Consider the following 21,270-nt stretch of genomic DNA (forward strand, 5'->3'; position numbering starts at 1 on the left):
TGTTTCCTTTAATTTATGATAACCCGCCCACTGACTTAAATGCTCTTACTATCACGCAGTTTTTATACGGCTGCGTTGATGAATGGCATTAGGCAGTTAGCTGTGTTTTTAACTGTTGTAACTTGCCGCGCATCGAATCATCAATGATTTTGTCACCGACTTTGATCGTAGCGCCAGCCAAAAGACTAGGATCAACCGACTCATGAATCACCACACTAGCATTTAGCGAGGCGGCAAGACGTGTTTGGAGCATGTCACGCTGTGCATCGGTCAATGGATAGGCAGAGGTCACGTATGCATCAAGCTGCTTTAAGCTGGTTGCCTTGTGACGGCGATAATGCGCATAAACTTCAGGAAGCAGTGCCAGACGCTCTTGTTCTGATAACTGTTTAACGAAGTTACTAAGTGCTACTGATACTTTTGGATAGCTGGCGTTGTTGTCTGGGCGAGCCGCTTGGGCCTCACCTAGTAACTGCTTAAAAGCAGAATCATCAGCGCTAGCTACTTGTGTATCATAAAGATCGATCAAAGCAGCTGACTTATGCTCAGCAGAAACAGCTGGATTGTCTAGCCAAGTACTGAATGACTTGTCATTAACAATGGTACTGGCAATAAATAAGAAGTTTTCCCACTCATTTACTACCCCGTTTTCATTGGCATAGTCAAACGCGGCTTTAGCGTACGGTCGTGCTAAGGTTGATAAGTCAGCCATTTTATCCTCACAATTACAGCTTCGCCGCCAGTTGGTCTAACATACTGGCATGTTTTTGCACATCGACTTTGTCTTGCAAAATCTTTTCAGCACCAAGTACAGCCAGTTCAGCAACTTGGGCACGCAATGATTCGCGCGCTTGATTGATTTCTTGGTCGATAGAGGCTTGCGCTTGTTGACGAATGCGTTCGCCTTCCGCTTGGGCTTGCAATTTTGCATCTTCAACAAGCTGATTGGCGCTCTTGTTCGCTTGCTCAATTAGCGCAGCAGCTTTAGTTTTTGCAACATCAAGCTCCTGCTGTACATTTTGCTCCGCGGTCGCTAAATCTGCTTTTGCTTTTTCTGCGGCGTTTAAGCCTTCAGCGATTTTACGCTGACGCTCATTAATGGCACCGATAAGTGGTGGCCACACGAATTTCATGCAAAAAATCACAAATATTGCAAAAGCAATGGCTTGACCGATGAGGGTAGAATTGATATTCACGTGATCACCTCTTTGTTAATGAAAAATCAGTTTCATTGATCATATTTGATAGCCAAACTTTGGCTATGTTTAATATACAAACTTTGACCACCAAACATTTACAACTGAGCTTTCTGATTAACCTGCTAGAGGGTTAGCGAACAACAATAGCATCGCAATACCAACACCAATCATCGGTACGGCATCAAGTAGACCTGCCACGATGAACATACGAGTTTGCAGTTGTGAACCAAGTTCTGGTTGACGTGCAACACCTTCTAAGAACTTGCCGCCTAGAATAGCAAAACCAATGCCTGTGCCAAGTGCGCCAAGACCGATAAGCAGTGCTACTGCGATAACTGTGTAACCACCTAATACTGGATCCATTGATGTATCCTCATTTACCTATTGAATGTATATAATTAATGTTCAGTTGATGATGCAAGCGACATATAAACTATCGTCAACATCATAAATACGAACGCTTGAAGGGTAATAATTAAGATGTGGAAAATCGCCCACGGCACCGATAACGCCCATTGAATCCAAAACGGCATCAGGGCAATCAATACGAAGATTAGCTCCCCAGCATACATGTTACCGAACAGACGCAAACCTAGTGAGATGGGCTTGGCAATCAAAGTAACAAACTCTAAGATAAAGTTGATGGGGATTAAAATGATTTGCATGATTGGGTTTTTGGCGCTAAACGGATGCAGTGTTAACTCACCGATAAAACCACCCAACCCTTTTTCTTTAATACTGTAGTAAATAATCAACGCAAAGACAGAAAATGACATGCCTAGGGTGATATTAGGGTCAGTCGTTGGTACAATCTTGAAGAACACGTGATGTGGATCATGACCCATCGCAGCGCCAACTTGACCTGCTAGACTTGGAATGAAGTCGATAGGCAATAAATCCATCAAGTTCATCAAGAAAATCCACACAAAAATGGTCAACGCTAGCGGCGCAATCAATTTTGACGTACCACTATAAGAATCGCGAACGTTGTTATCAACAAACTCAACGATCATCTCAACCGCTGCTTGAGTTTTGCCGGGAACGCCTGAAGTAACTTTTTTGGCAACCATCCAAAAGATGGCACAAAATAAAATACCCAGACCGATTGACCATAACATGGAATCAAGATGGATAGCTTTAAAACCCATTAACCCTGCTTCTTCAGCAGTATAGGCAACTTTCCAACCTTCGCCCGGCAGATAGCCGTACGTCCAATTCGTTAAGTGGTGAGAGATATATTCTGATGATGCTTGCTCGGATGCCATAATGTCAGCTTCTTATTAATCAACGATTTAATCAACTACCAAAAAATATGGTTGTCATCTGATGAGGCGTTTGCGTTATCACCAATCTGCGATTAAGCAAATCCAGAAAAACACTTACAGCCCTCATGTAACCAATAACATCCAACCCATAGTTCTATTTACTAGTGCTCTATACCTAGATTTGTATAAATTTTAGCTATCAAAAAAGGGCTTATGATTATTCATTAATAGCCCTTTAATGTTTATATCGAATAGGTGTCTGCTTCTGCCGATCTTTTCAGGCAAACGCTCAATATGGCGTCCAGAAACAAAGCAGTTAGCTGCCTATATTAATGCAGCGTTGTATTCGTGTAAAGTCTATTATGACTTTTTTATCCGCTGTATGAACCAGTTAGCGGCTATTGACCTTTGGTGGCATGGGTTTGCATCATTCGTTAAAATGTAAAAATAAAATTATAAGTAATAGCAATTAACCAAACTATCTATTATCTATAACACTATTTTTACTTTTTACGGTAATTTCAACGACTTATAGCAGTAACTTATAAGTCCATACCTTAACGTCAAATCAGTTATTTGTCATTCTTTTGGCTTTGTGAAGCTAGCCATAGAGAAGTTGGACGGCAGGATGACTTATCTAACGCTAATAGATACTTACTCACGTCAATACTGATCGTAAAGAGTACTAGCGTATGTGCCACAACATCCAACTGTGACTAATTTGCATTACCATAAAACCGATGAACAACGCAGGCGCTGCTAGGGGTTGTACGGTAATAAAAATTAGTGCGAAACCAAACACTGTCAGTAGCCATTTGACCATCTGACCTCGATATAGCTGGCTGACAATATGCCGGCGCGCGCGATATCCAGTATGCCAAAAGATAAAATTTGCAAAGACGGCTTGTGTGGCATAACTAAGTAGCGCACCGATCGCGGTACTTTTTGCTACTATCAGCCCACTGTCGAGCCAGGTCACATCTACTACCCAACCAATAATAATCAGGATAAATAAAATCCATGCTTGGCGTTTCAGGTAGATGCCAATCTCATCTTTTTGCGTGCGTTTGGCAGGCTTGGTCATCAGCAGCTATCCTATAGTATTGGGATAATGTCGCATATTTGCCACGATTTTATCCGTGACCAGTTTATCCATGACCACTTTATGCATGAAAAGTCACTATACAGACGTTGCCTTTTAACCAAAATAAAACGCCACTTATTATAGGGAGCGCGCGCGCGATTAGCAAGTAAAATATGCGTCTTATCAAGCATTTGATTGTTTAGCGCTAACGCTCCCTCTAAAAACTTAGTAAAGCCTAGCTATGGCATGTCCTCAATTCAACTAACAACAGTCTAAGTGGGCTAAAAATAGCTATGCGATACATTGACGGATTTGCTGCGCCATCGTCTGCCAGCCGCTAACAAAGTCTTGACTGTTACTCATGTCTTCAGCTTGCACGGTACTCTTTACCGGTTGTAGCTTAGCGAGCAACCCTTTAGCGGGTGCACTTGGACTAACCAAACACATTTGTTTGGCAGGACGCTGCTCATTTAGCCAGCGCAACTGACTGGCTTTTGGCGCTAAATGGTGATCGGTGCTAAGACTGCCGATGAGCTGTAGCTTTAAGCTGTCCTCCATATACTGATAGGCATCGTGATATGCCCAATAAGGCAATGTTTTTGACGCTGTGCTCTGCTTTGTGGCAAGCACTTCTTTATCCAGTCGCTGGGCAAATTTTTGCGCATTGGCATGATAGAGCTTTTTATACTCAGGATTGGCATGGCTATGAATCACCGCCAGCGCACGGGTGATGGCTTTGGCATTTTGAGGATCGAGCCAAATATGTGGGTCTAGGGTACCAGCGATAGGCTTGCCTTTGATATCGCGCAGTGGATGACGGTTAAAGGCGTCAAACTTGAATAAGGCAATGGCATTGGGCGCGCTATTGAGACTGGCGGCCAGATTGTTCTCTAGTGGCTCGCCAAACCATACCACAAACTTGCTGTCTTGAATGGCTTTTATGTCGCCCGGACTAATACTGCCGTGATGCCCCACCTCCCCTGCTTGCAATAATTGCTTGGCAGGCGGCGCACCATCAGTCACAGCTTGACTCAACAAGAATAATGGATAATTACTCACACTAACGGTGGCTGCTTGAGCGCTTAACGTCAAGCAGCTTAACGCGACTATCCCAGTAATGAGCAATCGTTGTAGTATAATGAATGAGCGTAAAAAATAGCTGAAAAATACATTCATAGTAGGGTCTTTATTATTAAGTGAAGGCGACTTGCCTGTTTTGTATTTCATTATGTTATACTATAACAATGAAAAACGCCATCATAAAAAGGCGTCATATTTTTTAGGAGTTTGTCCTATGTCCACTACTTCATCGACATGCGAACATTTGCATGATGTGCAACACTTCACCGCGCATGATGTAACCGAGCGCTTGACGGCGGCAAAAGAACAATGCCGCATAAGTGGTGTACGCTTTACGCTACTGCGCCAGCAGATATATCAGTTAGTATTGGCTGCCAATAAGCCGGTTGGTGCTTACGACTTGATCACGCAATTGCAGCAAATGCGCTTGTCAGAACCGGATACACAAGATTCGGCTCTCACCAATCAGACGCCAAAAAACGTCGCACCGCCGACGGTTTATCGCAGCTTGGAGTTTTTGTTGAGCGAAGGTTTGATACATCAACTGACCTCCATCAATGCTTATGTGCCCTGCTGTCACCCACGCGCCCAGCATACTGCCGCATTTTTAATCTGCGATCAGTGCCAGCGGGTGCAAGAATGTAGCAGCTTACCAGTACAAGAAATGATGAGCTTTGCGGAGCAAGATGTGGGCTTTATCGTCGCTCGTAGCGTCATTGAGCTCAGTGGTCGTTGCCAAGCATGCCAGTAAAGCTTGCTGTATTTTTTTATTAAGTACTGATCTAGGTACTTATTATTCAGTATTTAGCATTAAGTATTCAGCCATTTATCATTTACCAATATATTAGTCACTAGCCTATGAGCCTACCCACTTCATCATCAGAGCAATCGTCTGCCTCTATTAGTCTGGATAATAAGACCAGCCAAACTAACCAGCTGCTGAGCTTAAGCGATATCAGCTATGACATTGGTTCGCAACGCTTGTTATCACATATTAATATCGATATTGCCGTTAACGAGACAGTCAGTCTTATTGGGCCAAATGGCGCTGGTAAATCGACGTTGGTTAAGCTTATTTTAGGGTTGATTGAGCCAACTAAAGGGCAAATGACGCCCCATCATCAGTTACAGCTTGGCTATGTGCCGCAGCGCTTTGCGGTACCGCCGATATTGCCATTACGAGTCTGCGACTTATTGGCGCAGGCCGATAAGAAACGCTTAACGGCTGAGCAACGCCAGTTTATCTTTGATAATTTATCGTTGACGCACTTGCTATCACGGCAGATGTTGCACCTGTCAGGTGGTGAAACGCAGCGAGTTCTATTGGCCCGTGCCTTATTAGATAAGCCCAATTTATTGATTTTAGATGAGCCGATGCAAGGGCTTGATCCTGATACCGAAGTTTGGCTTTATCAGTTCATTGATGAGCTGCCAGATTTCTTACGCTGTGCCATGCTAGTAGTGTCACACGATTTGCATTGGGTGATGAAAGGCAGCCGACGGGTAATTTGTCTAAATAAGCATATTTGCTGCGAGGGACAACCAAGCGAACTTGCCATTAGTAGTGAGTTTCAAAAGCTGTTTGGTCATCATTATGAGCAGCCTTATGTCCACCAGCCGCACGCCTGTGAACATCACGCGCCAAGCGAGTTGTAATCATCGAAACCAACCGACCAAAGCAAAAAGCTGCTTTACGATCTTTATTTTATAAACCGTTTATTGGATACACATTATGAGTGCTTGGTTAGCCATTATTGCGCCTGCTTGGATTGCTGGCAGTATCTTAGCACTGCTATCAGCGCCCCTCGGTTGTTTGGTATTGTGGCGACGCATGGCATTTTTTGCCGATGCCTTGGCGCATGGTACTTTGCTAGGCGTGGCCTTGGCCGTGTGGTGGCAGTTGCCCATGGGCATTGGTATTGCTTTGGTGAGCGTGATAGTGGTACTAGGACTCGTGCTCATAGATGATGAGCGTTTGCCCGTCGATTCCGTACTGGCGGTGGTTGCGGTGTCGCTGCTGTGCTTGGGGCTGTTAGCGCTGACCCAACTGACCGATCAGCAAGCCAACGTGCTGGGGTTTTTGTTTGGTAATTTGCTCGAGCTTGATTGGGCAGACTTACCCTTAATAGGCGGTAGTGTACTGGTAGGATTAGGTTTACTCGCCTATATTTGGCCGGCACAAATTAAGCTTGCTACTCACGAAGCGTTAGCACGGATTCAAGGCGTCAACCCAACACGCCAGCGGCTATTTTTTATGGGTTTATTGGCAGGGTTTTGTGCCATTGCCCTGCAAGCGGTGGGTAGCTTATTAATCAGTGGCTTGCTGGTACTACCGGCTTTAACGGCACGTTTATGGTCAGCATCGCCAAAGCAAATGGTGGTTATCGCGCTGCTTATCGCTCAGCTTGGCGTGACGCTAGGTGTTTGGGGCAGTATTTGGCTAGATATTCAAACTGGTCTGTCTATCGTACTGATATTGGCTATTTTATTCTTTGTAGCGCTGATTTTATCAAAGGTGCTAACGGCAAAATTTTGGACGATGCGCCAGTAGAGAGGCTCTTTAAAACTTTGTAGTAGAGACTTCTATAGTCTTTAGCGAATCATTATCCCTTTATCCAACTTTATTTCATCAATATGCTAGAGCTTTCATTCGCTTTATGATATAAACTTTCCCTGATGCTATTAGCGCGATAGTTAGTAGAATGCTGTTATTAATGATAAATAGACGCTATAAACATACTAAAGTGTGTCATCAATAACAGTGACCGATTTATCCATACTCGTTTTAACAGCAGTACTTGTTTTGATTCGATAAGGGACTGACCCAATGCTAAGCTATCCTGCCAATAACATCAGTACGCCAGATCAACAGCTAAATGTGTTACAAATCACGGATTTGCACCTGTCAACACCCACCTCTGCGCTGGCGGATGACAACATTGACAATAGTTCCGATATATTTGTTTGTCAGCACAGTTTTGAAAAAATCATCGAACAAGCATTGAGTGAAGATATCCGCTGTGACTTGATCGTGGTGACTGGCGACTTGGTCAATCAAGTACAGCCCACTATTTACGATCATATTTTTGAGGTATTGCAAGCGACCAACATCCCTTTTGCCTGTATTGCGGGCAATCATGATGTTACTAATGAGATCGGTAGCGATTTACCGTTTTTTCAGCGCGAACTCGTCGCCCAGCCGACCGATGCGCGTTTGCTCAGCCGACACGTTATTGAGACGGAGCACTGGCAATTACTATTACTGGATTCTTCTATTTCTGGCAAGGTGGCAGGAGAAGTGACCGCGACCGATATCGACTGGTTGTGTAGGCAGCTGCAAGGATGTAATAAGCCTGCGCTCATCGCCCTGCACCATCACGTTATCCCAGTAGAGTCTGACTGGATCGATATCCATATGGCAAAGAATACCGAGGCTTTTTGGCAGCATATGGCTCCGTTTGACCAATTAAAAGTAATCATTAGCGGTCATACCCATCAAGCGCAAGTACGCCATCGTCAAGGGGTCAGCGTTTATAGCACGCCGTCGACTTGCTATCAATTTAAGCCTTATAGAGACGATTTTGCTTACGATGAAAACGCGCGCCCCGGTTATCGTTGGTTGCAATTAGCCAACAATGGAGAGGTTGCAAGCTGGGTTAAAAGGTTGGATACTTGATGCCCAGTTTTATCGGCGTCAAAAACACCATGATTGCCCTTGTCCATATGTTTGATTTAATACAAAAAATTTCGTCCATATGGTTGGCAAAATCAAACTTTGCTTTATGATAAGTGAATAACGATACTGATAAAACCAAACCGCGTTAGAACGGTAACGCGATTAATCATCAGCAAAATTATAATAGCTAGGATGGCTACATTGAGCACAAGCTAAGTTTTCACAGTCAGTCATTTGTCGCATTATTTAGACCCAGCCATTTAAATAAAAATATGCATAACAATATACCTGACCATTGATATAAACATATCAATATAACCGTACGATGAGTTCAGCTGTGTTACTTGTGTTACCAAGTGGTAAAACGTTTTATAAAGGGACAACTTATAGCGTTTGTTAAACTTATAACGTCTTGTCTTTTGATATGTCGTTTTATTGAATTAATTTGAAAAAGTAGGATACCCATATGAGCACCGTGACCACGAATACGAGTGATGTTAAGTTTACTCCTTATGTGCCTGCCAAAGACGAAGAGTATATGTCTGATGCGCAGTTAGAGCATTTTAAGGCTATTTTGTTGGATTGGAAGCAGCAACTGATTGGCGAAGCAGATCGCACCAAGACTTATATCCAAGATGAGTCTAGCGCCATGCCAGATATCAACGACCGCGCGACTCAAGAAGAAGAGTTTGCCTTGACGTTACGTACGCGTGACCGTGAGCGTAAACTCATTCGCAAAATCGATAAGTCTATGGCAGAAATTGAAAACGATGACTATGGTTTTTGTGAAACTTGCGGGGTAGAGATTGGCTTGCGCCGTCTTGAGGCTCGCCCAACGGCAACCCAATGTATCGACTGCAAGACGTTATCAGAGATCAAAGAGCGTCAAAACCAAGGTCATACCTAAACACGCCCTTATGTCAGTGCAGATAAATGCGTGCTGACAGGCTCTATAATAACGAGCGACCATTTATTGGTCGCTCGTTGCGTTTTATAAATTCCGTTCTATAGATAGCTTTTTTAGTTTACTGACAAAATAAGCCCATTTAATAAATATCTTTTTACTCTGTTCTTCTTTATTCTATAGTCAAAATATCCTAAAGACGCGACGCTATTGCTGATATCAATTTTTTATCGCCTCTGTCTGCAAAAGTACAGCAAGCCAGAAGAATTAATATTAGCAGTGCGTGATGGTTCGATATTACTTTTCACTGACTATAGCTACATTCTACTGCTTTGATGAGTAATTACCTTGATAACCCCTACTTTCTACTTTGCAAACGACTCGTATTCATATGCCCCATCAGCAACCACTACCCCCTCCTATCGGCCGCTTTGCGCCTTCACCCACGGGTGAGCTGCATCTTGGCTCCTTGACCACTGCGCTTGCCAGCTTTTGCCATATCAAGTCGCTCGGTGGTAAATGGCTGCTGCGTATCGAAGATACTGATACGGAACGCTGTGACAGACAGTTCACTGAGCAGATTCTTATAGATCTAGAAGTGCTCGGGCTACAGTGGGATGGAGATGTCATTTATCAGTCTGAGCGTATTGATATCTATAACGACTATTTATCATCAGACCTGCTACCACTAACTTATGGCTGTCAGTGCTCACGTAAGGACTTGGAGCGCTACTGGTCTCAGCAAGCACAGCCATCTTCGACGACTCAAAACCTAGAGCCTCTACCAGCAGATTTGAATGCTACGGATATTAAGCAACTGCTACCCAATAGACAACGCTACCCACGCTGCTGCCTCAATGCCAATCTCGATCGTCAGCAACACAAGCTGCGCATACAACTGCCAGACTATAGCATTGGCTTTAATGATGGTATTCAGGGCTTGCAGTGGGACAATCCACAACAGACCTTAGGGGATATGGTGGTGCGCCGCAACGACGGCATGATCAATTATATCTTAGCCGCCAGCCTCGATGACGGGCTACAACAAGTCACTCATATTATGCGTGGATTGGACATTTTACCCATGACCACGGCTCAGATTAGTATCATGCAGGCAGCTAATTTACCGGCTATCGATCACTGGTATCATCTGCCCTTGATATGCAATCCTGATGGACAAAAGCTCTCCAAGCAGAACCTTGCACAACCGATTGATACTCGCGATCCAAGTAAGCTGATCGCCGACGCTTTGCAACTGTTGCAACAGCCAGCGGTCGATAGAGATACGCCAGCCCGTATGCTAACGCAAGCAATTGCGCAGTGGGATCATACCCCGCTACAGGGCAAAAGCGTGCTTAATCTGCCTCATTATTAAAAAACAAAAAGCGCCGCTGCTAGCGACGCTTTTCTACATATTAATACCTATCTATCAAAGCTTTTTAGGCTTACTAATTATCAAAGCGACTAATAATAACGGCACTGGCTTTTTTCGATCTCAGGGCTTTCTTTGTAAATCTTTAGCAGCAAGGCAACCATCACTAAGCTGATGAGCATGGATGAACCACCGTAGCTGAAAAATGGCATGGTCAAACCCTTAGTCGGAATCGCACCCATATTCATCGCCGCGTTAATAATTGTTTGCGCGATAAAGACCACACCGATACCAAAGGCGGTATAGCTCATACGCATCTGACGACGCTTGAGCGCGTTATAACTGATCCGCATTGCGCTACCGATAATGAGCGCCTCAAGCAGCAACACCATCGCGACCCCCACAAAACCCAACTCTTCACCCGTAATCGCTAATAAAAAATCCGTATGCGCCTCAGGTAAATGCGACAGTTTTTGTACGCTTTCACCATAACCAACGCCAGTAAACTGACCACGACCAAAGGCAATCAAACTGCGCGCGAGCTGATAATCGGTATCTTGCACATCGTCAAAGGGATCCAAAAACGACATCACACGTACCAAGCGATACTGTACCAACGTCACTGCCAGTACTGCTAACCCAGCCACCAAGCCGCCCAATGCCAAGAACTGCTTGTAAGGTGCGCCAGCGATATAAAATATCGCAAAAACAGTACCCACAATGACGACCAAAGAGCCAAAGTCTGGCTGCAATAACAGTAATAGCGTAATCATGCCGACCACTAAAAATATCCGTAAAAAGCCATCCCAGCCATTACGAACCTCAAAAGATCGGCGCACGACAAAGTCAGATACGAATACAATCATGACCAGTTTGGCCAATTCTGCGACCTGAAAGTTCAAAAATCCTAAATTTAACCAGCGCTTAGAGCCATTAATCGGTGTGCCAAACAAAGTTAAAAACAGCAAGGCTCCGGTAATCGCTAACAGGATAAACTGGGTTTCTGTCTTATATAAGGTTCGTAGGGACACCAAGTAATAAGGAAAAGCAGCGGCGATTAGGCCAATTCCCATATAGAGCAGTTGATTTCTAAAAAAATGCAGCTCTGTCATGCCGCGACTGAGCGCGAAGGGAATAGAGGCAGAAGCAACCATCAGCAGACTGAGCACCAGCATACAGCCGACACTCGATATTAAAATTGCTCGCGCTGATGGCATAGAAAGAATGCCATCTGAGCCAGAAGCTTGCTGCGATGAGGGAGACGAACGAAAAAGAGAGGAGAGGGCCATAATTTTATATACACTAACAAACGAAAAAACACGGCGTTTATGCAACGCCACCGTATAAAAAATATAAAGTAGATCGTACCGCACGGGCTATAACGGCCACTTGTCTAAAAAACAGCTACTAGAAAACAGCTCATTAATAAATTAATACTGGAAAAACGCAGACTATCTTGCCGTCTATCCTAGAATCATCGACTTATTATCAACTGAATAATAAAATCGACAACTTGCCTGACTGATTATTATTGACAGTAGCAGTAATCTATAAGCAAAACAATCATTTATCAACAAAATGCGATTGGTTATTCGCTGCGGTGTCCGTAGGGCTATGTAGTTGCCAAATATTTGGCTTATGCTATTTAAATGCCTTTCTCTAACTGGCTGACCATCTGGCTAAAATGCTCACCACGAGCGGCGTAACCACTAAATTGATCAAAGCTGGCACAGGCTGGCGATAATAACACGGCTTGCACTTGTGACAAGCTGCTTATAGTGACTTGCTGAATAGTGGCAAACGCATTTTCTAAGGTCTGGCATTGATGCAGCGCCACTTCATCGCTTAATTTAGCCGCGCGTAGATGCTGCTCAATCTGCTTGGCATCCTCACCAATAAACAGCACTTGGCTGACATATTGATTGATAAAGGGCGTCAATTCACCAAATTGTTGACCTTTACCCTGCCCACCTAAGATTAACAACAGCTTGCCGTCTTTTGGTGCATAGACCGCACCTAACCCTTCGATAGCGGCCATGGTCGAGCCAATATTGGTGCCTTTTGAATCGTTAAAATAATCAATACCCGCCGCAGTAGCGACATATTGGCAGCGATGCTCGAGACCTGTGAACTGCTGCAAGGTATTTAGCATGCTATCCAGCGGTAAGCCAGCAAGCTCACCCAGCGCCAAAGCCGCTTGTGCATTCAACAGATTATGACGACCTTTAATTGGCAGTTTGTCCGCTGATAGTAAGCGCTCGGTCCCGCGTGCAAGATAAATCTGTCTCTCTGGATCGGTGATGAGGCCATAGTGACCTTTATCAGGAGCATGGATACCCGTGCTCAGCCGTGGCAAATTGTCAGCCACTAACGGACGAGTCAGCGCATCTTCTCGATTGATTACCACCGATTTGGCACCTTGAAAGATACGATGCTTGGCCTGATGGTAACCAAGCATATCCCCATGGCGATCTAAATGATCGGGCGACATATTAAGAACGGTGGCCACTTGCGCCCCCAAATTGCTCACCGTCTCTAACTGGAAGCTGGATAGTTCAAGCACCGCCAATTGCATGCCAGGATTGGCAAGGAGAGTAAGGGCTGGCACGCCGATATTACCCCCGACGCCCACATTGACACCGGCATCTGCCGCCATCTGTCCGACCAAAGTCGTCACCGTGCTTTTGGCATTAGAGCCAGTAATAGCAACGATCGGTACGGTACAGGCTTCGCAGAACAGCTGAATATCGCTGACCACTGGAATATTGGCGCGACGGGCAGCGGCAACCGCATCGGTATCCAAAGAAATGCCTGGGCTAATAATAATCCGTGCCGCTTGCTGCAGCAATTCTGCATCTATAGCCCCAAATTGACGAATATCAACGGCTGCTGGCAACTGGTCGGCTAAGGTAGGCTGCGACTGATTATCAGTGACTGCCACACGGTAGCCTTGCTTGGTAAGATAGTTCGCGACTGACAGCCCTGACTGTCCCAAACCGACCACAACTTGTAGACCACTGCCCTTATGAAGTAAGGTTTCTGTTGCGTTAAGGGTGGTCATATCTCTTCCTCTTATTGGACGAACAAAATGGCATCAAGCACGCGCGTGGTTTAGCCGTCTGCATGATGCTATTAAAATGAAGATCATCATAACGGTATCGTTCAGATTTCGGTACTGGTTTTTTATGACTTTGTGCTATTATGCGGCTGTTTTTATATTGACTAGCTAATGCTATAATATCAGTCTAAACAGATATTTGGGCTGAGGGTTTTAGCTAAGTATTTTAGTTTAGCATGTTGTCACATTTATCGCGCTATTGTCACGCTTCTTCCGCAACGATTCATATCGCGGTCATGAGGTGGCAGACCCTAGCTGCGATCTACTTATGCGCTTTTGTCTGATAGATTATTTATCTCCTTCTACCGCGTTGCCCCATGGCGGCTCTTATACTTTATTTTAGACACTGTATTTTAATACACTATATTTTAGGCATTGTCATCGTATTGGCTATTGGTGAGCGTATTAGCGATACCCGTCAATAAATCGATGAGCGCGTTGCTACACCATCATCCGCAGATAATGGCGCAACCGCAGCATACAAAAACGTTTAATAGCACTGATTATAACGACTTATAACAACGCGATCATTTTATCACTGAGTAATGATTACTTTTTTTGCCTTTAACTCTATGCAGTTTACTTATGACATCTTTTTTTGATAGCTTACGTGACGAGTGGTTTTCCAATGTTCGCGGTGACGTTTTATCAGGTTTGGTGGTCGCACTGGCCCTGATTCCAGAAGCCATTGCTTTTTCTATTATCGCAGGCGTCGACCCAAAAGTCGGTTTGTATGCCTCATTCTGTATCGCCGTGGTGATTAGTTTCGTCGGCGGTCGTCCAGGTATGATTTCGGCAGCGACAGGAGCGATGGCGCTAGTGATGGTGGATTTGGTGGCTGATCATGGCTTGCAGTACTTGCTGGCCGCCACCTTACTGTGCGGGGCCATTCAGGTCGTTATGGGTATTCTAAAGCTTGGCAACCTGATGCGCTTTGTCTCGCGCTCGGTGGTCATTGGCTTTGTCAATGCGCTAGCGATTTTGATCTTTGCCGCGCAGCTCCCCGAGCTCAACCCGATGACTGAGCGTGTCGGGATGACCGTTTATATCATGACCGCAGCGGGCTTGGCGATTATCTATCTGTTTCCACTCATTCCAAAAATCGGTCGCGTGATTCCTTCACCACTCATTTGTATTGTCGGCTTAACCGCAGTCGCGATGTATATGAATCTCGATATTCGTAACGTTGGGAGTATGGGTGATTTGCCCGATTCTCTACCAGTGTTTTTGCTGCCAGATATTCCACTAAATTTAACGACGCTCTTAATCATTGCGCCTTACTCTATCGCGCTGGCCATCGTTGGGTTATTAGAATCAATGATGACGGCGACGATTGTGGATGAGTTAACCGATACGCCAAGCGATAAAAACCGCGAGTGTCGTGGTCAAGGTATTGCCAACGTGGTATCAGGATTCTTCGGTGGTATGGCAGGTTGTGCGATGATTGGTCAGTCAATGATTAACATCAAATCAGGCGGACGTACGCGTCTGTCTACCTTGATGGCGGGTGTGGTACTGCTCATTATGGTGGTGTTTTTAAGTGAATGGGTCAGTCTGATACCGATGGCAGCGCTGGTCGCTGTGATGATTATGGTCTCTATCGGTACTTTTAATTGGCAATCTATTCGCGAGTTTAAGACCCATCCGATGTCGTTTAACATTGTCATGCTAGCGACCGTTTTGACCACGGTCTTTACGCATAATCTAGCGTATGGCGTGGGTGTCGGCGTGCTGTTATCGGCGCTAGCGTTTGCCAATAAGATTGGACAATTCTTAACGATATTTAGTGAGTATGACGACAGTAGCAATACTCGTTATTACTACGTCCAAGGCCAAGTATTCTTTGCCTCAACGACGCAGTTCTTGCATAGCTTTGATACCAAAGAAGCCTTGGACAGCATCCATATCGATGTCAGCCAAGCGCATTTTTGGGACGTCAGTGCCGTAGACACCTTGGACAAGCTGGTCATGCGCTTGCAACGTGAAGGGATTGATGTCAAAGTGGTAGGACTCAACAGTGCAAGCCGTACCTTGATTGACCGTTTCTCTATCCACGATCGCCGAGATATTGGCTTGTTGGATTAAGGAATTAGATGACCAAACACTGCGTCTGCGTTATTGAACGGACGTTAATTCATGGTTTGTAAATAAACCATTATATTGGCATACCAGCTCAAGCGTTAGGGTCATCACAAATACATTGACCCGCTTGACGGTATTTTAATTATAAGATGATGTGGTGGCCTTATGAGTAACTTAAAGCCAGATAGCGTGATTGCCTGCTTAGACTGTCCGGATCATGTACAAGCCGTATTAGAGGCGAGCATGTGGGCAGCTCCTCGTTTGCAGGCTCCTATCGGTCTGTTGCATTCAGTACCAAGCTTGCAGCAAAAAGCAGCAGTCGATTATTCTGGCTGCCTCAATATCGATGACGAAAGCGCTTTATTGGATCAATTTACCACCAAAGAGCATTTGAGTAACTGTGAGCTAAAAGCCCAAGGCAAGCTGTTGCTGCATCAAGCCACTACCTATTGCGAGCAGCAGCGCCAAAAACTAAAGACTTATACGCTGCATCGCCACGAAAATCTCAATGAGAGTATCGATTATGTCGATAACAAGGCGCAATTGATTGTTATTGGTCATCATGTGACCTGCAAAGCAACGTTAAGTCAGCTTATTCGCTTAAGCCACTGCCCCATTTTGGTGACTCATGCACCATTTTTGCCCCCTACGACCGCTTTATTTGCTTTCGACAACTCAGCCACTTCTCATAAGCTGCTTAATTGGCTATGTAAAACGCCACTCGTTCGCGCACTAACCATTCATATCGTCATGGTCGGTAAAGACAACTCAGAAAACTGCGATGCACTACGTGAAGCTTATGCCCGTCTGAAGCAAGCCGGTATTAAGTCTAAAAAGGCATTGCTAGACTGCCGTGATGTGACAGCCGCCTTAAATTATTATCAAAATGAGCATAATATTGGTCTGCTAATGACAGGTGCTTTTGGTCAATCTCGTTTGCATGAACTGCTTAAAGGCAGTGACACCAAAAAGCTACTAGGCAGCACTAAGACCCCATACCTACTCTTCCCTAAAGCATAACTCCAACGTGCCATTTGCGGGCAGAGTATCCGTCTCTGCCCCTCCCACCTACTTTTACTCTCTACTTATTCGCGATACACTTTTATCAAATCATCACATGAAATAAAGTGATAGCCTCCCCAAGCGCTTAAAAAGTTGGTTATAATAAAGTTTTCGTTACTGCAACGTTAAAGGTTGATCTACTCTGCTTATGCTGATAATGATGCTCGTTATCGTTGTCCTATAAGCCGTATTTATTGTCAATATCTAAGCCACTTTTGAACCTATCAGCCGAATCCTACCTACCCCCTTGAGTAGGTTTGGCACAGTTCTTGAATGACTTAAGGTAAGCACGACAGTCATACGATGCACCGCAATGTCTATATCAACCTGCGACATCACCCATATAAGGAATTTTTTATGAAGTTAATCACTGCGATCTTAAAACCGTTTAAGCTCGATGATGTACGTGAAGCGCTTTCTGACATCGGTGTCAAAGGTGTCACCGTCACCGAAGTCAAAGGTTTCGGTCGTCAAAAAGGTCATACTGAGCTCTATCGCGGCGCAGAATACGTGGTGGACTTTTTACCTAAAGTGAAAGTTGAAGTGGCCGTTATCGATGAGATGGTTGAACCTGCTATCGAAGCCATCACTCGCATCGCTAGCACCGGCAAAATTGGTGACGGTAAAATATTCGTGACCGCTCTTGAGCAAGTCATTCGTATTCGTACGGGAGAGACGGGTCCCGACGCTATTTAACGCGCAGATCCACCTATAAACACAGATTTATAGGACATACCGATATCTATATTGCATATATTCAAGGGGGAATTAACATGCAAAATCAAATCTTTGAGCTCCAGTACGCACTTGATACGTTTTACTTTTTAATGTGTGGGGCGCTGGTCATGTGGATGGCAGCGGGCTTCACGATGCTGGAAGCCGGACTGGTGCGCTCAAAAAACACGGTCGAGATTTTAACCAAAAATATCGCGCTATTTGCCACTGCTTGTACTATGTATATGATCTGCGGCTATGCCATTATGTATGATGGCAATCTGTTTTTGAGCGGTATTGCAGGCGGTGAGACCTTGGTAGCAGACGCTCTAGCAGCCTCAGCAGAAAATGGCTTTGGCGGTGATTCCGTCTATTCGGCAGCCTCTGACTTTTTCTTTCAAGTGGTATTCGTCGCAACCTGTATGTCTATCGTCTCAGGCGCGGTCGCTGAGCGTATGAAGCTATGGGCTTTTCTGCTATTCGCGGTGGTCATGACAGGTGTGATCTACCCTGTTGAAGGCAGTTGGACATGGGGTGGCAAAGACGTCTTTGGTCTATTTAGCTTAGGTGATTTAGGCTTTTCTGATTTTGCAGGCTCTGGTATCGTACATTTAGCAGGTGCAGCAGCGGCGCTGGCTGGTGTCTTGCTATTGGGCGCTCGTAAAGGCAAATACGGTCCTAAAGGTGAAATACGTGCTATTCCTGGTGCCAATCTGCCATTAGCAGCACTTGGAACCCTTATCTTATGGATGGGCTGGTTCGGCTTTAACGGTGGTTCTGTCCTCAAGCTCGGCGATATCGCCAGTGCCAACTCTGTCGCCATGGTGTTCTTGAATACCAATGCTGCCGCAGCAGGCGGAGCGATAGGTGCCTTATTAGTAGCGCGACTTATCTTTGGCAAGGCTGACTTGACCATGCTCCTCAATGGTGCATTGGCAGGTTTGGTTGCCATTACTGCAGAACCCTCTACACCCTCTGCGCTACAAGCAACACTGTTTGGTCTAATTGCAGGCGTCATCGTTGTCTTAGCCATTCTTGCTTTAGATAAAATGAAAATTGATGATCCAGTCGGTGCTATTTCGGTGCACGGCGTGGTTGGGCTATTCGGTCTACTGATTGTTCCTATTACCAATCCAGCGACTACTTTCGTTGGTCAAGTTGCGGGTGCAGCTACTATCTTTGCTTGGGTATTTATTGCCAGCCTGATCGTTTGGTCAATCATTAAAGTAGTGATGGGTCTGCGTATCTCGGAAGAAGATGAATATGAAGGTGGCGATATCGCTGAATGCGGTATGGAAGCATATCCAGAGTTCGTCAGATAATCAGTTAGTATTTGCATAAAATTAAAGCATAAAAAATCCCGCAACACCTTTCGGTAATGCGGGATTTTTTTGTGCTTTATAAATGGGTTTTCTATTTATAAGTTAACTTTTTATAAAGCAAGTAATAACCTAGTTTGATTCACCCTAGCTTATTTCTTTTTCCATTCTTGACTGCGTGAGAATGGACCGATATAACCTTTTAGCTTCAATGTACTGCCACTCAGTTGTGCAGTCATACGATAATCTTTACCTTTTTCAGGATCTGTAATCGTACCGCCACTATACTTACCACCACCGTCAGCTTTGAGGCCTTTGATGATAGTTGTACCAACGTGTTTTTGACCTTTGGCTGAGTTGGTAGCAATGAGCTTACCTGTCAACACGCCATTTGACTCAGTGATTTTTACTGTGCCTTTTGGCTTGCCTTCATCATAAGTCTGCCAAGTGGTATTGGCTAAAGGATCAGCGGCGAATGCCATGCTTGCTATACCGATACCTGCAACTGCTAAAGTGGTTTTTGTAAATAATTTCATAGACTGACTCCCTTCATACAATGATTACTCGAAACGTTATGTTTCTGATCTCCTATGCTTATCCTTCGCTAAAATCTTTATTCCGAGCTTTACAGTTAACTACTATTTGATAGTGGTCGAATGCAATGGTAAATAAGCTGTTCATTAAAAACTTAAACGACATAAGCGATGTCTTGACCCATTATAAGCAATTTTAAGCTTTTGCCTAGTAATTTTTTTATAGTTTATTATTTCTATAAAAAAAGAACTATATCAAACAGTTACAAGAAAGGATTGTCTATATTTTTGTCCAATTGGTCATCTTTTTCTTTTGACTTGCCGTCATTATTGTTGTATTCAACATTACTTTCAAAAGCTTGCAGAATCGTAGTCGTTAGCTCGTGTAAGCGTTGTGCTTGCTCATATCCAGCGCTATTAAGCGTCAAATCAATATCACCATAGATAATAATTTTATCTTTTTGATTTTCGATGACTAGCTCACCGATTTGCATACTTTGGTGATTATTAGCAAATGGTTCAATCATTTGAGTCTCCTTTCTATTAACAGCATCTTACGTGATTTTTCAATAGCGTACACTTTTAGTTACATTTAAAGGAGTTATGCCTGTAATTGGGCAATTAACCATTCGAGAATTGCCCAGACAAATAGCATCCAAGCAGGTTCTTCAGCAGATACATCGGGCAAATCCGAACTTTCACCAGCCTTTAGTGGCAGATCAAACGCCTCTGCTTTGGTTTGAGGATCGAGCACTGGTAGGACATCGATGCCTGTTTTGGCAGTTAATTGGTCAATACTTATAATCTCTATACGCTCTGATTCATCATTTGGCGCATAGTACACCCCTGCTTGATTGGTTGCGGGAATATAAACCGCTTTAAAAAAATGACTGGGTACGAGTACACGGTCAGCAAGCTGCTTGGTTTTTTTATTCGTGAACGCCACACCGGTAACGGTATAAACCTCACCGTATTGCTGGGTCAAATAGCGGGTCGCCGACTCTATATTACGCCAAATATAGCGGTTATTGCGTGGAGATTGTGGGGCAATATTGGCGAGACTAAAACTATCATACTGTTGGCTGCGCGTGGCCATATTGGCATTAGGGGCGATATGGCCACGATCATAGCCAGAGCCTGAATAATCAGACAGCGAGGCACGTGCGGATTTTGGTAGTCGACTCTCTTCATGAAAGCTGTCTTCACGATCGATTTCTTTGGCTTGATTTAAGCGCTTGCGCGTCAGATGCTCAGCTGACCACAGCGGTGTACGCGAAACGCCCGAATACATAGTGGCAAAACCGTCCATGCATAATGCTTGGGTGTTATTGCTGAGCTTGGTATTGGTAAATTCGGGATAAATACCACCATAAAAAGATTGGCTACACTGGGTAAAGTCATCGGCCTGCGCTGAAGTAATACCGACCACGACAGCCATTACTGTCACTATTGCGCTATTTTTAAGGCTGCATTTAAGCCTAGCAAAACTTATCATTCAACTTTCAACCATCTATGCTTGTTATTACGTATGCGCTATCCTAGCAGGCAGCCAACAATAAAGAAAGATAAGGCGTAAACCGTGACATTTTAAATGCTATCCGCTATACTAGGCGGTCTAAAATGTACGGACAACTGATTATTTTTCGTTTCAATAATAATCAATCAAAACTGTCTGCTATATCAAAACGGTGACGTGGGTGAGTGGCTGAAACCGCACGCCTGGAAAGTGTGTATACGTTCATAGCGTATCGAGAGTTCGAATCTCTCCGTCACCGCCAATCTTATTAAATGCTAGTTTTCCCAACTTGCCCCAGTCTGACCACTGTCGTCAAATCCGTAGAACCAAACTTGGGAGATTTTAA

General features: G+C 44.4%; 21 protein-coding genes and 1 tRNA gene. 11 read left to right on the forward strand and 11 right to left on the reverse strand.

The window, feature by feature from the left end; genetic code table 11:
• Window positions 1-88 precede the first annotated feature (88 nt).
• The 6 genes from CXF65_RS04825 to CXF65_RS04850 all read right to left on the reverse strand — a co-directional run bounded on the left by CXF65_RS04825 (window position 89) and on the right by CXF65_RS04850 (window position 4,724).
• Window positions 89-712, reverse strand: coding sequence for a F0F1 ATP synthase subunit delta (locus CXF65_RS04825; protein WP_101211244.1), 624 nt, complete (start codon window positions 710-712; stop codon window positions 89-91).
• Between the two features lie 13 nt (window positions 713-725).
• A complete protein-coding gene (locus tag CXF65_RS04830; RefSeq protein WP_025651436.1) occupies window positions 726-1,196 on the reverse strand; it encodes a F0F1 ATP synthase subunit B in 471 nt (156 codons plus the stop codon).
• A 117-nt stretch (window positions 1,197-1,313) separates the two neighbouring features.
• Entirely contained in the window at window positions 1,314-1,562 is a 249-nt protein-coding gene (gene atpE / locus CXF65_RS04835) for a F0F1 ATP synthase subunit C (protein WP_025651437.1), read from the reverse strand.
• A 35-nt stretch (window positions 1,563-1,597) separates the two neighbouring features.
• Window positions 1,598-2,464 (reverse strand): F0F1 ATP synthase subunit A, encoded by an 867-nt coding sequence (gene atpB, locus CXF65_RS04840; RefSeq protein WP_025651438.1) that lies wholly within the window; start codon window positions 2,462-2,464, stop codon window positions 1,598-1,600.
• Window positions 2,465-3,149: 685 nt separating this feature from the next.
• Window positions 3,150-3,548, reverse strand: a complete 399-nt coding sequence (locus CXF65_RS04845; protein WP_101211245.1) for an ATP synthase subunit I — start codon at window positions 3,546-3,548, stop codon at window positions 3,150-3,152.
• Window positions 3,549-3,839: 291 nt separating this feature from the next.
• The gene (locus CXF65_RS04850) at window positions 3,840-4,724 is read right to left on the reverse strand and encodes a metal ABC transporter solute-binding protein, Zn/Mn family (protein WP_227523199.1); all 885 of its coding nucleotides are present in this window, start codon (window positions 4,722-4,724) and stop codon (window positions 3,840-3,842) included.
• Window positions 4,725-4,842: 118 nt separating this feature from the next.
• Here CXF65_RS04850 and CXF65_RS04855 point away from each other — a divergent pair, with 118 nt between their 5' ends.
• From CXF65_RS04855 to gluQRS, 6 genes are all read left to right on the forward strand, one after another.
• Complete coding sequence (locus CXF65_RS04855; RefSeq protein WP_025651442.1) at window positions 4,843-5,379, forward strand: Fur family transcriptional regulator; 537 nt, start codon at window positions 4,843-4,845, stop codon at window positions 5,377-5,379.
• A gap of 107 nt (window positions 5,380-5,486) precedes the next feature.
• Window positions 5,487-6,284 carry a metal ABC transporter ATP-binding protein gene (locus tag CXF65_RS04860; RefSeq protein WP_025651443.1) on the forward strand — a complete coding sequence of 266 codons (798 nt, stop codon included), beginning with the start codon at window positions 5,487-5,489 and terminating at the stop codon, window positions 6,282-6,284.
• Between the two features lie 76 nt (window positions 6,285-6,360).
• The gene (locus CXF65_RS04865; RefSeq protein WP_025651444.1) at window positions 6,361-7,179 is read left to right on the forward strand and encodes a metal ABC transporter permease; all 819 of its coding nucleotides are present in this window, start codon (window positions 6,361-6,363) and stop codon (window positions 7,177-7,179) included.
• A gap of 276 nt (window positions 7,180-7,455) precedes the next feature.
• The gene (locus CXF65_RS04870) at window positions 7,456-8,304 is read left to right on the forward strand and encodes a metallophosphoesterase (protein WP_101211247.1); all 849 of its coding nucleotides are present in this window, start codon (window positions 7,456-7,458) and stop codon (window positions 8,302-8,304) included.
• 466 nt (window positions 8,305-8,770) lie between these two features.
• Window positions 8,771-9,211 (forward strand): RNA polymerase-binding protein DksA, encoded by a 441-nt coding sequence (gene dksA, locus CXF65_RS04875; protein WP_025651447.1) that lies wholly within the window; start codon window positions 8,771-8,773, stop codon window positions 9,209-9,211.
• A gap of 388 nt (window positions 9,212-9,599) precedes the next feature.
• Window positions 9,600-10,583 carry a tRNA glutamyl-Q(34) synthetase GluQRS gene (gene gluQRS / locus CXF65_RS04880; RefSeq protein WP_101211248.1) on the forward strand — a complete coding sequence of 328 codons (984 nt, stop codon included), beginning with the start codon at window positions 9,600-9,602 and terminating at the stop codon, window positions 10,581-10,583.
• Between the two features lie 89 nt (window positions 10,584-10,672).
• On the opposite strand, the gene ftsW is transcribed toward gluQRS, so the two are convergent.
• The gene (ftsW, locus tag CXF65_RS04885; protein ID WP_198551964.1) at window positions 10,673-11,869 is read right to left on the reverse strand and encodes a putative lipid II flippase FtsW; all 1,197 of its coding nucleotides are present in this window, start codon (window positions 11,867-11,869) and stop codon (window positions 10,673-10,675) included.
• Between the two features lie 356 nt (window positions 11,870-12,225).
• Complete coding sequence (murD, locus tag CXF65_RS04890; RefSeq protein ID WP_101211250.1) at window positions 12,226-13,641, reverse strand: UDP-N-acetylmuramoyl-L-alanine--D-glutamate ligase; 1,416 nt, start codon at window positions 13,639-13,641, stop codon at window positions 12,226-12,228.
• A 642-nt stretch (window positions 13,642-14,283) separates the two neighbouring features.
• Between murD and CXF65_RS04895 the strand changes: the two genes are divergently transcribed.
• From CXF65_RS04895 to CXF65_RS04910, 4 genes are all read left to right on the forward strand, one after another.
• Complete coding sequence (locus CXF65_RS04895; RefSeq protein WP_101211251.1) at window positions 14,284-15,783, forward strand: SulP family inorganic anion transporter; 1,500 nt, start codon at window positions 14,284-14,286, stop codon at window positions 15,781-15,783.
• Window positions 15,784-15,945: 162 nt separating this feature from the next.
• Entirely contained in the window at window positions 15,946-16,800 is an 855-nt protein-coding gene (locus tag CXF65_RS04900) for a universal stress protein (RefSeq protein WP_025651452.1), read from the forward strand.
• 399 nt (window positions 16,801-17,199) lie between these two features.
• Window positions 17,200-17,538 carry a P-II family nitrogen regulator gene (locus tag CXF65_RS04905; protein WP_010197981.1) on the forward strand — a complete coding sequence of 113 codons (339 nt, stop codon included), beginning with the start codon at window positions 17,200-17,202 and terminating at the stop codon, window positions 17,536-17,538.
• 77 nt (window positions 17,539-17,615) lie between these two features.
• Window positions 17,616-18,878 (forward strand): ammonium transporter, encoded by a 1,263-nt coding sequence (locus CXF65_RS04910; protein WP_025651453.1) that lies wholly within the window; start codon window positions 17,616-17,618, stop codon window positions 18,876-18,878.
• Between the two features lie 149 nt (window positions 18,879-19,027).
• Here the strand turns inward: CXF65_RS04910 and CXF65_RS04915 are convergent, their stop codons facing one another.
• The 3 genes from CXF65_RS04915 to CXF65_RS04925 form a co-directional block, all read right to left on the reverse strand.
• Window positions 19,028-19,411: a DUF2147 domain-containing protein gene (locus tag CXF65_RS04915; RefSeq protein ID WP_025651454.1), complete on the reverse strand. Its 384-nt coding sequence runs from the start codon at window positions 19,409-19,411 to the stop codon at window positions 19,028-19,030.
• Between the two features lie 260 nt (window positions 19,412-19,671).
• On the reverse strand, window positions 19,672-19,935 hold the full coding sequence (locus tag CXF65_RS04920) for a hypothetical protein (protein ID WP_101211252.1): 264 nt from the start codon (window positions 19,933-19,935) through the stop codon (window positions 19,672-19,674).
• Window positions 19,936-20,009: 74 nt separating this feature from the next.
• Window positions 20,010-20,846, reverse strand: a complete 837-nt coding sequence (locus tag CXF65_RS04925) for a DNA/RNA non-specific endonuclease (protein ID WP_227523200.1) — start codon at window positions 20,844-20,846, stop codon at window positions 20,010-20,012.
• Window positions 20,847-21,095: 249 nt separating this feature from the next.
• Between CXF65_RS04925 and CXF65_RS04930 the strand changes: the two genes are divergently transcribed.
• Window positions 21,096-21,186, forward strand: a tRNA-Ser gene (locus CXF65_RS04930).
• Window positions 21,187-21,270: the final 84 nt, after the last annotated feature.

Origin of the sequence: Psychrobacter sp. Sarcosine-3u-12 (assembly GCF_002836005.1) — a bacterium.
In the GTDB taxonomy this organism is placed as follows: domain Bacteria; phylum Pseudomonadota; class Gammaproteobacteria; order Pseudomonadales; family Moraxellaceae; genus Psychrobacter; species Psychrobacter okhotskensis.